Origin of the sequence: Halobacillus sp. A5, assembly GCF_024189315.1 — a bacterium.
In the GTDB taxonomy this organism is placed as follows: domain Bacteria; phylum Bacillota; class Bacilli; order Bacillales; family Halobacillaceae; genus Halobacillus_A.
The window spans coordinates 1,155,629-1,171,621 of record NZ_JAIZEO010000001.1; the positions used below are offsets into that span (position 1 = coordinate 1,155,629).

17 protein-coding genes are annotated in these 15,993 nt (G+C 44.9%); 2 read left to right on the top strand and 15 right to left on the bottom strand.

The annotated features are described in order from the left end of the window. Nucleotides 1-11: 11 nt before the first annotated feature. Genes hpaD through hpaE form a run of 3 tightly spaced genes read right to left on the bottom strand, consistent with a single transcriptional unit; the run spans nucleotide 12 to nucleotide 4,001 of the window. On the bottom strand, nucleotides 12-986 hold the full coding sequence (gene hpaD, locus LF822_RS06085) for a 3,4-dihydroxyphenylacetate 2,3-dioxygenase (RefSeq protein WP_253923035.1): 975 nt from the start codon (nucleotides 984-986) through the stop codon (nucleotides 12-14). Nucleotides 987-998: 12 nt separating this feature from the next. Next, nucleotides 999-2,468, bottom strand: a complete 1,470-nt coding sequence (hpaB, locus tag LF822_RS06090) for a 4-hydroxyphenylacetate 3-monooxygenase, oxygenase component (RefSeq protein ID WP_253923036.1) — start codon at nucleotides 2,466-2,468, stop codon at nucleotides 999-1,001. Nucleotides 2,469-2,483: 15 nt separating this feature from the next. Further along, a complete protein-coding gene (gene hpaE, locus LF822_RS06095) occupies nucleotides 2,484-4,001 on the bottom strand; it encodes a 5-carboxymethyl-2-hydroxymuconate semialdehyde dehydrogenase (RefSeq protein ID WP_253923037.1) in 1,518 nt (505 codons plus the stop codon). Between the two features lie 159 nt (nucleotides 4,002-4,160). Between hpaE and LF822_RS06100 the strand changes: the two genes are divergently transcribed. Then, nucleotides 4,161-5,060, top strand: coding sequence for a LysR family transcriptional regulator (locus LF822_RS06100; protein WP_256521567.1), 900 nt, complete (start codon nucleotides 4,161-4,163; stop codon nucleotides 5,058-5,060). Between the two features lie 209 nt (nucleotides 5,061-5,269). Here the strand turns inward: LF822_RS06100 and LF822_RS06105 are convergent, their stop codons facing one another. From LF822_RS06105 to hisC, 10 genes are all read right to left on the bottom strand, one after another. Continuing rightward, nucleotides 5,270-5,650, bottom strand: a complete 381-nt coding sequence (locus LF822_RS06105; protein ID WP_253923039.1) for a 5-carboxymethyl-2-hydroxymuconate Delta-isomerase — start codon at nucleotides 5,648-5,650, stop codon at nucleotides 5,270-5,272. Nucleotides 5,651-5,661: 11 nt separating this feature from the next. Continuing rightward, nucleotides 5,662-6,396, bottom strand: a complete 735-nt coding sequence (locus LF822_RS06110; protein WP_253923040.1) for a fumarylacetoacetate hydrolase family protein — start codon at nucleotides 6,394-6,396, stop codon at nucleotides 5,662-5,664. After that, complete coding sequence (locus LF822_RS06115; protein ID WP_253923041.1) at nucleotides 6,393-7,154, bottom strand: fumarylacetoacetate hydrolase family protein; 762 nt, start codon at nucleotides 7,152-7,154, stop codon at nucleotides 6,393-6,395. The genes LF822_RS06110 and LF822_RS06115 overlap by 4 nt, the downstream gene beginning before the upstream one ends. 150 nt (nucleotides 7,155-7,304) lie before the next feature. After that, nucleotides 7,305-7,478 (bottom strand): hypothetical protein, encoded by a 174-nt coding sequence (locus tag LF822_RS06120; RefSeq protein WP_253923042.1) that lies wholly within the window; start codon nucleotides 7,476-7,478, stop codon nucleotides 7,305-7,307. Between the two features lie 52 nt (nucleotides 7,479-7,530). After that, on the bottom strand, nucleotides 7,531-8,388 hold the full coding sequence (locus LF822_RS06125; protein WP_253923043.1) for a CE1 family esterase: 858 nt from the start codon (nucleotides 8,386-8,388) through the stop codon (nucleotides 7,531-7,533). A gap of 176 nt (nucleotides 8,389-8,564) precedes the next feature. After that, on the bottom strand, nucleotides 8,565-9,983 hold the full coding sequence (gene nhaC, locus LF822_RS06130) for a Na+/H+ antiporter NhaC (RefSeq protein WP_253923044.1): 1,419 nt from the start codon (nucleotides 9,981-9,983) through the stop codon (nucleotides 8,565-8,567). 31 nt (nucleotides 9,984-10,014) lie between these two features. Further along, entirely contained in the window at nucleotides 10,015-11,223 is a 1,209-nt protein-coding gene (locus LF822_RS06135; protein WP_253923045.1) for a dihydrolipoamide acetyltransferase family protein, read from the bottom strand. An 18-nt stretch (nucleotides 11,224-11,241) separates the two neighbouring features. Further along, nucleotides 11,242-12,243, bottom strand: a complete 1,002-nt coding sequence (locus LF822_RS06140; RefSeq protein WP_253923046.1) for an alpha-ketoacid dehydrogenase subunit beta — start codon at nucleotides 12,241-12,243, stop codon at nucleotides 11,242-11,244. Continuing rightward, nucleotides 12,240-13,310 carry a pyruvate dehydrogenase (acetyl-transferring) E1 component subunit alpha gene (pdhA, locus tag LF822_RS06145; RefSeq protein WP_371925856.1) on the bottom strand — a complete coding sequence of 357 codons (1,071 nt, stop codon included), beginning with the start codon at nucleotides 13,308-13,310 and terminating at the stop codon, nucleotides 12,240-12,242. Before pdhA ends, LF822_RS06140 begins: the two co-directional genes overlap by 4 nt. A gap of 2 nt (nucleotides 13,311-13,312) precedes the next feature. After that, nucleotides 13,313-14,434, bottom strand: coding sequence for a histidinol-phosphate transaminase (gene hisC, locus LF822_RS06150; RefSeq protein ID WP_253923048.1), 1,122 nt, complete (start codon nucleotides 14,432-14,434; stop codon nucleotides 13,313-13,315). A 306-nt stretch (nucleotides 14,435-14,740) separates the two neighbouring features. On the opposite strand from hisC, the gene LF822_RS06155 reads away from it, so the two are divergent. After that, the gene (locus LF822_RS06155; protein WP_253923049.1) at nucleotides 14,741-14,878 is read left to right on the top strand and encodes a YjcZ family sporulation protein; all 138 of its coding nucleotides are present in this window, start codon (nucleotides 14,741-14,743) and stop codon (nucleotides 14,876-14,878) included. Nucleotides 14,879-14,952: 74 nt separating this feature from the next. Here LF822_RS06155 and LF822_RS06160 read toward each other — a convergent pair whose 3' ends face one another. Beyond that, nucleotides 14,953-15,699, bottom strand: coding sequence for a GNAT family N-acetyltransferase (locus LF822_RS06160; protein WP_253923050.1), 747 nt, complete (start codon nucleotides 15,697-15,699; stop codon nucleotides 14,953-14,955). Continuing rightward, nucleotides 15,686-15,961 (bottom strand): hypothetical protein, encoded by a 276-nt coding sequence (locus tag LF822_RS06165; RefSeq protein WP_253923051.1) that lies wholly within the window; start codon nucleotides 15,959-15,961, stop codon nucleotides 15,686-15,688. Before LF822_RS06165 ends, LF822_RS06160 begins: the two co-directional genes overlap by 14 nt. Between the last annotated feature and the right edge of the window lie 32 nt (nucleotides 15,962-15,993).

Sequence of the window (15,993 nt, forward strand, 5' to 3'; positions counted from 1 at the left end):
ATAACTAACCTTCAGATCACAAAAGTCGGCTTGTGTTTCTTCAGCTTAGCCTCTTTCAACTTCACTTTCTTTCCATTATGAACCTGTAATACTTCAGTCGCTTCCTCGAACCAGCAGTCCGGTGCCTCATGTCCCCAGAACGTCTGGCGCATCGGATCGTCCAAATCCCAGCGAATCGGTTTAAAATCCGGATCACTCGTTAAATAATCGCCGTTGTACAATTCAATCCGGTGCCCATCGGGGTCGCGTAAATATAAAAAGAAGGCATTCGACAATCCGTGACGTCCCGGCCCTCGTTCGATGTTCGGGCCATAGCCCAGGGATGCGAGGACATCGCAGCCATCAATTAAGCTCATCGGATCCTTCAGCCAGAATCCAACGTGATGAAGACGGGGGCCTTCCCCGTTCATAAAGGCCACATCGTGTACACTGGGTTTACGGTGCAGCCATGAAGCCCAAATTTTTTCTTCTTCCCCGGACGTATACTCTGAGCAGGCAAAGCCGAGTTCCTTCATATAATATTCATGAGCTGCTTCCACATCAGGCACCATGCAGTTAAAGTGATCGATGCGCTGTACCTTTGCCCCTTTGTATAATTCATACTGCTGCAGCTTACGATCCACCGTCTCCATAGTGGCATAAAATTCTAATGGCATACCGGAAATATCCTGAAAACGAAGGGCACGGCCAAGTGAAGGCTGCTTATCGATCCACTTTACTTCACAGCCATCCTGTTCAAGCTTGGCAGCTAATCGATCTAAGTCATCTTCTGTCCTTACTTTATAGCTGATGACCTCAAGCGCAGGCTCTGCTTTTTTCTTCAACAGTAAACTATGATGATTATGCTCCTCTAAGCCTCTAAGAAAAATCTGTTCCTGATCCGATTCTGTTTCAATAAACCCAAGAGAATCATAGAATTTTCGAGACTTTTCCAAATCTGTAACATGTAACACCGCGCGTCCTGAACGAATAATATCAAAGCTCACATTCTCAACCCCTCATACATTAGTCGGTTTAGATGATTTCACATTATTTAAGAAGTCCTTTACGTACGCTTTATACGGTTCTTTATCAAATTGTTCAAAGTACGTCATTCCCATCTTCACCGGGTCCCCAAAGAAGTAATATTCATAGTGAGTCTGTCGGCTTCCAAACGCGCTCATCGTGACGTCCCAGGCCAGACGAAAGAGCTTCACGCGGTCGTATCCCTGCAGATTTTTTGACTGAAGGGCACGGTCGAGCAGCGGTCCCGTTTCCTCGTGATGAAAGTCCGCTTCAGATGGAATTCCCATTAATCCGGACGCTCCGAGAATACGTAGGATTTCAGTGATGCGCGGATATACTCTTGGATACCAGTTTCGCGCAGCATTCAATGCCTCAAAGTCTGGCGTCATTGTTCCCCATTTATCCTGCTTTGCGTTATGCTCAGCTTTATATAGGTGGGACTTCATATTTTCTAAAATGAGCATCACTTCTGTTCCTTTATCCATCACGTGCTGGAACTTATCAATACCGATTGCATCCATGACACTTAAAATAACGCCAAGTACAAATTCTGTTTTTACAATATTTTTGGCAACGACCTGGTGGGACATGTGAACGACAGCATTTGTCTCAAGGAACGTACGGTTGCAGATCGAAGAGTTTCCGCATACAAATACTTTCTCCCACGGGACAAAGACTTTATTGAAATAAACGATGGCATCGCCTTCCTCAAACCGGCTGCTCAGCGGGTGATCCCATTCAAGTTTGCCGTAATCAAAGGATTCACGGCTGAAGAACTTAAGCCCCGGCGTATTATTAGGTACAACAAAAGCAAGGGAGTATGGATCATCCAGCTCTCCTGCTTTCTTCACTGTGGAAGGAAAAACCAACAGTTCATCGGTGATGCCTCCCTGAGTAGCCAGTAAGCGGGCCCCGTCAACGACGATACCGTCACTCCGTTTTTCCACGAGATGGAGAGCAACATTTGCGTCTTTCTGTTCATGCTGGGCTTTTTGTCGATTCACTTGAGGATGAATCAAAGTATGCGTTAAGCTGACGTCATTTTCCCTGGCATAGTCATAATAGTTTTTCGCGTTCTCGGCAAACATTGGATCATCTTCGGCAAATAGATCATTGGCCACTCCCATAGCCATCACTTCAGCATTTAAATAATCAGGAGAACGCCCCATCATTCCCCCGGATAAGCGGGCCCATTCCTGAATCGCTTCTCTTCTTTTTATTAAATCCTCGATCGTTTCCGGCCGGTAAAAGGTCATCCCTACCTTGTCGCCGGAGGTTTTGGACGTGTAGAGCATTTTGTCCGGCTTTTCATATTGGAGATCGTACAGCTTCGCCATGGATTGAATCACATTTTTAAAAGCAGGGTGGGTTGTTGGGTCCTCCACCCGCTCCCCGCCGATATATACATTATTTTTCGCTTTCTTTAATCGATCCATGTACTGCGCTCCTGTTTTTGCAGGCATCGTCAATTCCTCCCTTTATTTTTTACCAAACTGCGGAATGTGATGGTCCCCAAGGGCCACATGGACCACTTGCGTTTCCGTGTAAAATTCAAACGCATAGTACCCGCCTTCACGACCGATGCCACTGTACTTAGCCCCGCCGAATGGAGTTCTTAAATCACGCACGTTCTGCGAATTAATCCAGAGCATGCCTGCATCCACCGCCTGAGATACGCGGTGTCCACGCTGTATATCCTTCGTCCAGACGTAACCAGCCAGCCCGTAACGGACATCGTTTGCTAGTTCAATCACTTCTTCTTCTTCACGGAATGTCATCACGGCCAGCACCGGGCCAAAAATTTCTTCCTGAACAGCACGCATGGTATTATCGGCATTAAGGAGTAACGTTGGCGGGACGAAGTTCGTGTTGCTGTATTCATCAGGCACGATTCCCTGGTATACATCGCACCCTTCTTCTTCGGCAATCTTAAGATAGTTTTTTACATTTTCACAATGCTTCATATGAATTAACGGCCCTACTTGAGTAGATTCATCGAGCGGATCCCCTACCTTGATATGATCGACACGCTCTTTTAACTTCTCGATGAAGGCTTCCGCTATGTCTTCATGAAGGTAAAGCCTCGAGTTCGCGGTGCAGCGCTCCCCGTTAAAGGAAAAAATTCCCCACGTACAAGCATCCAGGGCACGGTCCAGGTCGGCGTCATCAAAAACAATAATCGGGGATTTCCCGCCTAGCTCCATTGAGAAGCGCTTGAGGGCATCCGCTCCATTTTTCATAATTTCAGAGCCTGTTGTCGTTTCACCAGTAAAAGAAATCAGCTGAACATCTTCATGAGCAACCAGGGAGGCTCCCGCTGTTTCACCAAATCCCTGAACAACATTGAATACGCCATCCGGAAGTCCGGCCAGATCAATGATTTCAGCAAGTTTATTTGCCGTAAGCGGTGACCATTCGGCCGGCTTTAGAATCACCGTGTTGCCAGTTGCCAATGCGGGAGCAATCTTCCATGTTTCTAACATGAACGGTGCGTTCCACGGAGTAATTAACCCTGCTACGCCTACCGGTTTATGAATGGTGTAATTCAAAAACTCATTATCCACTTTATAGGCATCACCAACCATGCGGCTTGAGACCATTTCGGCGTAAAACCGGAAGTTCTGCGAAGCCCGGCTGACCATCTTCTTCGTTATTCTTAACGGCAGCCCCGTGTCATAAGCTTCCAGCGGTGCCAGCTCTTCTACATGCTCATCAATCAAGTCGGCAATTTTATAAACAAACGCCAGTCTCTCGCTTTGCTTCATCTTTCCCCATTCACCTTTAAACGCTCGTCTGGCAGCTGCAGCCGCTTTTTGTATATCCTCTTTACCACCTGAAGCAACGTTGTTAATTTTTTCATTCGTAAATGGATTGATGTTAGCGAATATTTCCTGTGATTCAGCATTTACAAACTCACCGTTAATATAAAGCTGCACATCCCGAACGTTTTCCAGAGCTTTACGTTTCACATCCGCTGCTGGATGAAAATCACTCATACTGGATCCTCCTTTACTTGTAAATAACTTCTTATAAAACCCTTTCAAAAAAGTTTGCAAATATTCGATAAACTTTGTATATTCAAGTTATCACACCGAAAAGTATATGAGAAATATCTATAAAATTTACATAACATACATAAAAAGTATGAAAGGAGCATGATAGTGGACTTAAAACAACTGCGCTATTTTAGGACGGTAGCCGAGGAGAAACAGGTAACGAAAGCAGCCAAAAAACTACACATGGCCCAGCCCCCTCTCAGCCAGCAGATTAAATTAATGGAAGAGGAGCTGAATTTGAAGCTCTTTGACCGGCAGGGCCGGAAGCTTGAGCTCACCAAGGCCGGGGAGATCCTTTTTGAAAAAGCAGCACGCCTTTTAACTGAATTTGATGAGACACTGATTGAAGTACGGGAAATAAGCGAAGGCATGCGCGGCAAAATGCATATCGGCTCTACGAAATCATGTTTCTCCTACTTAAGTGCAGCGTTGAATTTATTTAAAACGCAGCACCCTAACATTACCTACCAGCTGCGCGAGGGAGACACTTACTTTTTAGAAGAATGCATTAAAAACCGGGAAATTGAACTGGCTATCGTGCGTATGCCGATGCACTCTGATGAATTTAACGTGCTCAAACTTCCCTCTGAGCCTTATGTCCTCGTTGCCCCAGAATCGTGGAACATCAGCAGTTACGATGATGCCGTGGAATTTGAGGATCTTCGTGATGTTCCGCTTATGCTGCTGCACCGAATCAGCGGGCGGGGGCAGTTTGAATTAATCGTAGATGAATTCCGTGATCACGGCATCGAACCGAATGTAACGTGTGAGTGTCCCGATGCGACGATGCTTCTCTCCCTTGTTGCAAGCGGGGTCGGTGCCACAATTGTACCCGAATCTACGCTAAAGGCATTTGCCCTCCATCATACAAAAAGCTACCAGCTGACTGGAGCCAATATTAAAGCTGAGTCTGCTGTGATCTGGCAGAAGGAGCGCTATTTAACTAAAGCTTCCCAGCGGTTGATTAAAACATTGGAGGATCAGTTTTGTTACGTGTGAGTGAGGGAATGGGGCGCGGGTGAAATGCCCACAAAAGAGGTGTTTTCGCCCATAAAGCTCATTAAATATCCATATTTTTAAATTTTCGCCCATAAAGTTCAATAAATCCCCATAAAGTCAATTATCCGCCCATAAATGACTCTTTATCCCATAGAGAGTCAGCTTGACATTCATATAGATAAAAAAAGAGCATTCCGGAATCGGCATACTCATGAAAAACGCTGATGAATGTTGTTCGATTTATAAGTTGAGTTTTGAAATTCAATGAGCTCCAGTGATAGAGCTAAATAATGATTCTTCTTATAGTCATCAAAAAATTTCTTCATTACCTGAAAAATGGCTTCACAAACGCTGCTCTTCTCCTCTTCACTTCGTCCTTTGCCGATCTTAATCACGGCGTGGACGAAAGCGTCATTCTCTTTTCCATCCGCCACACAGTAATTAATCACTTCGAACGCACGAGTGCGGATTCCGCCAATAGGAAAAACATCCTTCTGAGCGATAACTGCTTCATTTATCTTCTTAAGCAGCTCTTGAACGTCCGTATACTCGGATAAATTGTCAGTATATTCGACGATAATATGCGGCATAATCCACTCCCCTATACAATCGTATTTTTCAACTGTCCGATTCCTTCAATTTCTGTTATGACTTCATCGCCCGCTTTGGTATCTACGGTTCCTTTTGGCGTTCCTGTTAGTATGAGATCGCCTGGGTGCAGCGTCATAAAACCGCTTAAGTACTCAATTAAGTGAGGGACTCCAAATATCATATCCCTGGTAGATCCTTCCTGAACTTTTTTACCGTTTATAAAGGTACGCAGCGTTAGATTCATCGGATCTTTTATGTCAGCAGCATCAACAAGCCATGGGCCCAGCGGAGTACTATGATCGCGGTTTTTCACACGCAGATTCGGCCGGTAATAGTTTTCTAGATAGTCCCGGAACGCATAGTCGTTGGCTATCGTATAGCCGGCTATATAATCGAAGGCTTCAGACTGGGGTACATTTTTTGCCTGCTTTCCGATCACCACCGCTAGCTCACACTCATAATGCATATAGGTGACATCCTGCGGTCGCTTAGTACGGCCGCAATGACCGATAAATGTATTCGGACCTTTTAAAAAGACGAGCGGTTCCTCAGGTGCTTGAAACTCAAGCTCACTGGCATGGTCCATATAATTCAATCCTAAAGCAAAGCACGTTCCCGGCTGTACCGGAGGAAGCCAGACCACTTCCTGCCCGCTTACCGTTTTTCCATTTGAGAGCTTGAGCTGATCTCCCTCCAGCGTAGCATCAAAAATATTACCTTCATAGGCTGCGCGTGCCGTTTTCATGAGGGGACCCTCCCGATCTTATTTTCCAAAACTCCGAGCTCAGCTGATTCAATTCTAATTATATCCTCTGCTGTTACTCTCGGGGGATTGTGTCCGCACCCAACCATTAGCACATCCCCTTTAAAAAGCGTCATGAACTCTGTCACATCCTGCAGCAATTGTGGTATTGGTCTCACCAGGTTATCTGTTAAAAACTGCTGCTTATGAGCTCCATTAACATAGACGTTGATTTTCAGGTTTTCCGGGTCTGTTACGTCCTCTTTTGAAACTACCCACGGGCCGATTGGGCAGAATCCGTCGCGTGCATTTTCTTTCACTGCCGGTCGAAATACGCTGTTGTGAGGAATGCTTATATCATTGACGAGCGTGAATCCTTCAATATAGTCATAAGCTTCATTTTGATTAACCTTTGCAGCCTGTTTTCCGATAACCAGCCCGACACTTGCTCTTGTCTGCAGCTCTTTTGCATCCTGAGGCAGGGGCACGTCAGATCGATGGCCGGCTAACGTATTGATTGGCTTTATGTACAATACCGGGGCTTTTGGCGGATGTTTATAAGGGACTTCGTTCATCTGTTGCGCCATCGCCTCCACCGCTTTGCGATCGTTTAAAAGTGTTCCATACACTGTGCCATGGACGGGAGAAGCCCATGACTTTATCGAACGTGCATCTACTTGAAGTAAACCGTTCTTTGAGGAGGCTTCAATCAGTTCGTCGCAGTGCCTGCTGTTAATTCGTACGCGTACGTTTATACTCATCGTCATTCCTCCTTCATTTTTCAATATTCAATAGTTATAAAATAACACCCCCTCTTTTATATATAAAATATCTATAAACTTTAGAAATCATATGAAAAAAGTATTCATTAAGAAACCCGTGTACTACAACGGGTTTCTTCTTTTCCTTTTCTACACATCTCGTTGACCTGCTTTTTCTATTAATATCTTCGCTTGTTGATAAAAATAATTCACCTCAGCCCTCGTTCGTGCATGCTTCATTGATTCCTTTAACTCTTCAAATCTCTGATATTCCTCTTTAGATAAACGAACGTTCGGCTTCGGAAATGGAATGAGGTCTCCCATTCATACATCCCTCCTCCGTTATATGTATGAAAGGAGCATAGGAAATGCCATCCTACGAGACGGGTTTTCTTCTATATTTTTTTAAAAACTCCCACATTAACTGGGTGGCATTCAGCTCACGGCACACGTTTCCTTTCTGCTTTAAAGGTCCGCCCGGCCACGTATGACCGGTGTCCTTTATTGAATAAAGTACAACTTCCACCGCCCGGTCTTTAGAGTAAAAGCTTCGTCTCGTGACACCTCCTTCTCTCGCAGTCTCCTCTTCTACTGGAAAAGGCAGCGAGCGGGCAAATAGCATCACGGCCTGTTCTGCTGACAGCAGCTGATCAATTAAATATTCCGGTGTTTCTTTTCCATCGTATGGTACCACAGGATCGTCCTCTCCCATAAAAAAAATAAGCGGCATTGATACCGGCCATGAAACCTCTTCTGCGATTTCTTTTACGACTGGCCCTGATACTCCTCCGACGCCTGCAAACACTTCCGGGTACTCAATCGCAAGCTTCATGGAAAAGGCTGATCCGTTAGAAAAACCCGTCACGTAAATACGCTCTTCGTCGATCGTGGTCAGTGATCGAAAGTAATCAATCATGCTCATGACAAACCCGGCATCGTCAACCTCATGTTGATAGGCTGCGTTTTTATGTCGTCCTTCGTTAAATTGTTTACTCATCGGATCGTTTGGATCCAATTGGACAGCTTCAGGGAAAACGAAGCAGGCCCCCTCCGTTTCTGAAAGCTCATGCATTTTAGTAAGCCCCATATGGCTGCGCGCGCTGCTTCCTGCTCCATGAAAGCAGAAAACAAGCGGCATAACTTCTCCATTGGCAGGTGGAAGGGTGTAGTAAAAGCTGCGCTCTCCCTCTTTTGTAGGGATTGTATCCCTTGCTACTTGTACGTGTGATTTCATAGCGATTCTCTCCGTTTATCGTATTTCGACAGAAGACTCCCTCTTTAAGTGCGTGAAGAATGAAGCCGAGCAGCCAGCCTTCACGAGTGAATAAGTACTACGCGTAGAGATCACCGGAATAGAAGAACTGCAGGTTTCCGGTATGCTTCAAAATAAATCCTACGCTAATGGACAGGTCATGCGTCTTTTTCTAACATAGTCTCTTCATATGCCGCCCCGCCTTGATTTAGCGGAGGCAGCGCAAATCCAGTATATCCATAAATAATTGCGATCACTGGTGTGATAAAGCAAATAAAGGAATATGGAATATATCCCATTCCTATATTTAGTGTCGACATAATGAACACGCCCGTTACGCCCCATGGAATGAGCGGGTGGATGATCGTGCCTGCATCCTCTAATGTCCTGGATAAGTTTTTGGGGTGCAAGTTGGTATTCTTATAACTATCCTCAAGCATCTGCCCCGGCAGGATAATCGATAAATACTGTTCACCTACAGCGACGTTAACACCAAGGCATGAGAGTACGGTCGACAATACGACGTTGCCCCGACTCTTTAAGAAGCTCCGCATTCCGTCAATAATCGCGTGTGCAATGCCTATTTCTTTGATAATACCGCCAAACGATAATGCAATTAATATTAAGGATACTCCAAAAAGCATACTATCCAGCCCGCCCAGAGAAAGCAGGCTGTCGATTGCTTCATCGCCTGTTTCAGCGGTATACCCAAAGTGCGCCGTACTCATAATTTCGCCAAACGTAACGCCGGGTACAGTATACAATGTTGTCGCAACAGCAGCTATGAGCCCCACGACAAGAGCGGGAATGGAGCTCACTCGTTTAAAGGCAAGAATGATTATTAATAAAGGAGAGATAAGCGCAATTGGTGTCAAATTGTACTCGCTGTTCAGCGTAGAAATCATCGCATCTACATTGTCAGTACCAGCGGTATCCTGAGTCGTCATAAAGCTAATGGCTCCGAAAATAATCAAAGTAATGATCAGGCTCGGTATAGTCGTCCAAAGCATGTGCTTAATATGCTGGAAAATGTCTACCTTAGCAGTTGCGGCCGTTAAATTCGTAGTATCAGATAATGGCGACATTTTATCTCCGAAGATCGCACCACATACAATTGCTCCAGCTGTCGCAGCTGGTGAGATTTCCATTCCGTAGGAAACCCCCATAAGCGCAATTCCAATTGTACTTATGGCACTCCACGAACTTCCCGTCATGGTAGCGACAACAGCTGTAATAATAACAGTTGAAACAAGAAAAATAGAGGGTGACAACACATGAAGCCCGTAAAAAGTAATTGTCTGAACCGTTCCGTTAAGCACCCAGACCCCTACCAGAATTCCGATTAAGCTTAAAATTAAGATTGCCGGTACACCGTGGGAGACCCCTTTAGTTACGGCTCTTTCCATCTCCTTCCACGTATAACCGAGCTTAAATCCATAAAGCGTAACAATAACAGCGGCGAGAACGATTGGAATATGGGGAGCGGCTTCGAAAACGAGAATGCTGACTCCAAGAATAGCAACTACAGTTAAGAAGACGATAAGCGACATAGCAAACGAAGGTATTCTTTTCTCCACAATAGGCCTCCTCACTTTTTATCAAAGCCAGCTACACTAGCTTAACGAGCATTTTCTCCGGATGTTGTATATAATCCATGAACTGATTGACGAAATCTGCGGCTTTAGCACCATCCGCTACCCGGTGATCAAACGTAAACGACACATTCATAACATCACGGATGACAATGGCTTCATTCACCACGACCGGGGCACGTTTCGTTTTATGAAAAGCCATTAATCCGGTTTCCGGATAGTTCAATATCGGAGTAGCCCCTGTACTTCCGAGAGGACCAACGTTGCTGATCGTAAACGTTCCTTTTGTCAGATCGGAGGCCGATAGTTGATTCTCTTTCGCTTTTCTAGTCAGCTCTTTCATGTCCAGATGGATTCGTTCGACAGATTTATGCTCGACATTTTTAATGACGGGTACAATTAACCCTTCTTCGGTATCTGTCGCAATGCCAATGTTATACTCACGCTCAAGTTCAATCCGCCCCTCCTCTTCATTAAGTCTGGCATTAAAAATACGATGGTCCTGTAATGAAAGCTGAATCGCTTTGATGAAAAAAGCGGCGACTGATAGGGAAGCCCCCTGCTGCTTAAGGTTATTCTTGAGCTCAATTAAGTTCGTCATTATGACTTCATCGAAATGTGTGACATGGGGAGCCGTATAAAGAGACTGTACCATTTTCTTCGCAATTTGTTTTCTCCGGCCGCGAAATGGAATAAATTCGCGCTCTGCTTCTACTTTCACTTCCCTGCCGGGATCAGCCACCATATCCTCCGTTAATGTATGCGCTTTCAAAAATCTAAAAACATCTTCATCCGTTATCCGTCCTGAAGGGCCGGTGCCTGTTACATCTTCAATATTTACGTCATTTTCTCTTGCCAGCCTTCTTGTGTGCGGGGACGCCTGCACTCGCCTGGAGGGATCCTCTTTTTTGTAAGGTTTCGTACTCGTACTCATTCCTGCTGCGGCAAGAGCGGGTTGTTTTACTTCCTGTTCTGCATGAATCGTTTCAGAACCCTCTGTATTAAGTGACAGGATTGTCGTTCCTACTTCTACTACGTCTCCAATGTTAAATCGAAGTTCTTCCACCACTCCATCTGAAGGTGCTGTCAGTTCAGCCGTCATTTTGTCTGTCTGAATTTCCACCAGGGGCTCATCATTTTTAACGCGTTGCCCTGGTTTTACGTAATAGTGTAAGATTTCTGCTTCGTGCATACCCTCTCCAATATCGTGCAGCTTGACTTCCATCCTCCGATCCCCCTCCTATTAATATTTAAGCACCTGTTCCAAAGCAGCTGTAATTTTTCGGGCACTTGGTAAGAAATCCTGTTCTAACGAATATACAGGAACGGGTGTATCAAATCCTGTCACTTTTTGCACTGGTGCTTTTAAATAAAAAAATGCTGCATCATTTATGACTGAAATAATATCACCGCTGACTCCTCCAGTTTCTGGAGCTTCATGTACCACTACTACTCTGCCTGTTTTCTCAACGGATTCTTTAATTGCTTCCTTGTCCAGAGGATACAACGTGCGTAAATCAATAATTTCACATACTTCCTCATGTGTCTCTTCCCATTTTTGTACAGCCTGCACAGTATCCTGCACCATAGCTCCCCACGTAAATATGGTTACATCGGTACCCTCTTTTACCTTCGCTGCTTTCCCGAGAGGAATTGAATATTTATCTTCGGGCACTTCAGTTCGTCCCGACCGGTAACACCGCATCGGCTCAATAAACAGCACAGGATCAGGATCCTCTATGCTTGCGATCAGCAGCCCCTTCGCGTCGTATGGATTGGATGGAGCTACGACCTTTAATCCGGGCACATGGGTAAAAAGAGCTTCCACACTGTCCGAGTGAATTTCAGGTGCTTTTACTCCCGCTCCATAAGGCGCACGAATGACCATAGGGACTGTATAGCGGCCTAATGAACGCTGTCTCATTCTTGTCGCGTGTGTCATTATTTGGTTAAACGCAGGATAAATAAACCCGAAAAACTGCATCTCACAAATTGGTGTAAACCCATTCACAGCCAGCCCGACCGATGTGCCGATAATACCAGATTCCGCCAGAGGTGTATCTACGACCCGTTCCTCCCCGAATTCCTGAATTAATCCGTCTGTCGCTCGAAATACTCCCCCATTCACTCCAACATCTTCTCCCAATACAAGGACGGTCTCATTCTCACGCATCATCGTCCGCATCGCATCGGTAATCGCCTGCACCATCGTTAATTTTTTCAAACCTGCCGCCACTGTCGTCATTGGATGCCCTCCCTGCTCAAACGCTTATGCTGCTTCCGCTGCTCCTCAATCGGCCATACCGGTTCCGCAAATACATGGTCAAACAGCTCGTCAATGTCTGCAGGTTTAAATTTTTCTGCTTCTTTCAGCGCTTGATTAATTTCTTTGGTAATCTCTGCTTCCATTCTTTCCTTCTCCTCTTCCTTCCACCACCCTTGATTTTTAAGAAGACGTTCAACACGAAGCAGCGGATCTGTCGTTTTCCGGCGTATTTCACTTTCCTGCTGATCGCGATATTTTGATGGGTCGTCTGCAGTTGTGTGAGCGCCGTACCTCCAGGTTACCGCTTCAATCAGAGTTGGTCCACCTCCGCTTCGAGCCCGCGCCACAGCCTTTACCGTTTCATGATAAACGGCCAGAATATCATTGCCGTCTATTCGAAGACTCGGTATATCATAAGCTAGACCCTTTTGGGCGATGGTTTTCGACTTCATCTGTTTTTCCATAGGAACACTTATCGCATAACCGTTGTTTTGGTTAAAAAACACGACAGGTGCATGAAAGACACTGGCAAAGTTAAGCCCCTCGTGAAAATCACCCTCTGACGTCGCCCCATCTCCAAAATAAACAATCGACACCCTGTCGCTGTTTTTCTTTTTCTCTGCCCAGGCAGCTCCAGCCGCGTGGAGCAGCTGTGAAGCAATCGGCACAGCTGGTGGAAAGATATTCCTTCCTTCAGGAGGGATACTTCCCTCTAAGCGGCCCTTCCAATAGAGAAATAGGTTTCTAAGAGAATGACCAAAAGACATAGTTGCGGCATGATCACGGTAGGTCGGAAACATCCAATCTCCGTCTTCCACCGCTAAAGCACTGCCGACCTGAGCTGCCTCCTGCCCTTCATATTGAACATACGTCCCAATTCTCCCCTGACGCTGCAGGTTCAGGCACTTTTTATCCATCATTCGCGCACGCACCATCATGAAATAAAATTGATAAAGCTGTTCTTTATGAAGCTTTACTTCATCCTGCTTTAAGCTTCCTGCTTCATTCACGTACTGAATTACCGGAAATTGATTGTCTGCCCCCATTTTCATTCCCCTCTCTCTTCTTTAACTGGGAAAACCTCCAAATTTAAAATTTTCCTGAGCACTCGTATAAACGCTTCATTTTCATCCTGCTGTCCAATCGTTACTCGAATCATCGTCGGATATCCCAACAGGTGACCCGGACGGATAATAATCCCGGCGTTTAACAGTTCTTCGTAGACGATTTTCGATGAGCACCCAACATCAACCATAATAAAGTTCGTCTGTGTGTCAAAAAAATACAAGTCCATATCTTTAAAATGCCGGCTGAGGTAACGACGGCCTTCAAGATTTTTCGCAATCGTCTCAATTAAAAATACTTCATCGTCCAACGAAGCAGAAGCCGCCGCTTCGGCCAGACGGTTTACATTAAAGGGGTCTTTTACTTTGCGGAGCTGGTGGACAATCTCAGGATGCATTATTCCATATCCAATCCGAAGAGCCGCCAGCCCATATACTTTCGAAAATGTGCGGAGAATAACCATGTTTGAATGGGCGTCCAGCATAGGCAGAGTTTCTAAATACTCTTCACTTTCTGCATATTCATAATACGCTTCATCCATCACGAGTAATACGCCGGACGGAATCTGTTCAATAAAATCCAACAGTGCCTGCCGCTGAACAATCGTTCCTGTTGGGTTATTAGGATTGCACACAAACACCATCTTAGTTTTAGTTGTAATCGCGCTCAACATGCCCTCGAGGTCATGAGCACCATGTTTCATACCCACTTCAACGGGGATCCCTCCCTCAATGAGGACGTTCGTTTTATATCGTGGAAACGTGATGCCTGCCATAACAACTTCGTCTCCTTCATTTATGTACGATCGGGTTAACAGACGAATGACCTCATCAGAGCCATTGCCAAAGATCAGCTGATTATCCGATATGCCCAGCCTGGCCGCCAGCTTCACGGCAAGTGCTGGTGATGTCGTTTCTGGATATCTTGTTATTTCCTGCATTTCTTTACGAATGGCCTCTTCAACAAGGCGGGAACAGCCAAAAGGATTTTCATTTGAAGCCATCTTAATGATCTTACTCAGTCCTTTTTCCCGTTGAAGTTCCTCGATCGGCTTGCCAGGCGAATATATCGAAATGCCTTCAAGCTGTGGCCGGGTGTGGATCATAAATCATTCCTCCTATATTCCATTTGTAAAAAAACGGTACCAGATTCAGTTTAGAATTATCCAAATATTCTCTCAAGAATGTTATTTAAAGTGATATTGCTTTTACGCGCTAAATTTGAAGCCGTGTTAGATGCAGTGATCGTCGTAGTGATAAGGTGTCTGCCGATTACTATGTGGTTTACGTATAGGAACCATATGAAATTAATATGGAAAAGCGTTTTTTCTGGAAAACAAAAGAGTCGAACGCCCTTCCATATTAAGCCGCAGTATCATAGAGTAGAGTATTAGAATTAAGGGGGTGATGTTGTGAGTTATTACGGAAACTATTACGGAGCAGGTGGATTCGGTGGCGGTCCTTACGGAGGCTATGGTTATAAAGGATTTGCTCTGATTGTCGTATTGTTTATTCTATTAATTATCGTCGGTACGTCGTATGTGAAGTAACTGGAGAAGGACATTCCACATCCATTCCCTCAATAACATCCACACCAAAAAAGCCAGGCAGGTACGCCTGGCTTTCAATCAATCTTCTGAGCTTCAACTTGAAATCCTTTGAACTGATAATTTTGTTTCCGGTACATATCTCTAACTGAATCATTACCGTCCGCTACGAGAATAATTGTACTGTCGGGAAACTGCTTCATCACGTGCTGCTGCAGGCGTGTGCCTATCCCTTTCCTCTGAAGATGATCCTCAACAACTAAATGATCGATCTCAACGATTCCCTTTTTACGAATGGCAGTTACTGACCCGGCTGGTATCCCCTTATAATAAGCGAGCACCATCTCAATATCAGGATCTCTAAACAGTTTCTTGTTAAATTCAACCTTCTGCTTTGCAAACGCTGCCCCAAATTCCAGATCCTGATGATAATGGAGATCTGAAAATACGGGGAAATTCAGGCTGTTCACTGTTTCCACTTGTATATCATTATGAGGAACTGCTTCGGGAAATTGCTCAGGTTGAATCTGATAAAGCTCTAAACTCCCTGTGCTCATTTCAAATTGTTTAAAGAATTGACAAAGCTCTTCCCCGGGCTTTTCATTTTGAGGAAAGCAGAATTTCACATGATGCAGACCGCGTTCAAAATGAAAGTTATGTAAGTATTCATAAGCTCCTGTAAATTCACTTAACTCTGGCATTCTCTTAAACTGAAGAAAATTACTATCATACCTCTGGAGGATATAAGGGTTATGAAAGTGTTCAAACAGCTCGGTGGCTGCAATAATTTCTGCCCCTCTGTAAATGTGACTAAACGTTACCACGATTCCCCTCCTTCCCTTCTACATTCATACGATCTTTAGCATGGACGTGGAAGATCATCCCAAGTAATACTACCACCACGCCATAAACTCCGAGGGTAACAAATGAAAACAGACCCAAAATGACAATTGCTGCTCCTGCACCCATTAATATATTGGAGAAGATCAGAACTGCCCGCTTCTTCTTTAACAGCAGCAAAGCTAAATGAACGAGCAGTATAGTGATCACAACCGGCCAGACGAACATTTGATAGAATATTTCCATTTCCTCACCTCCCGAATGATTCCAGTGAATAA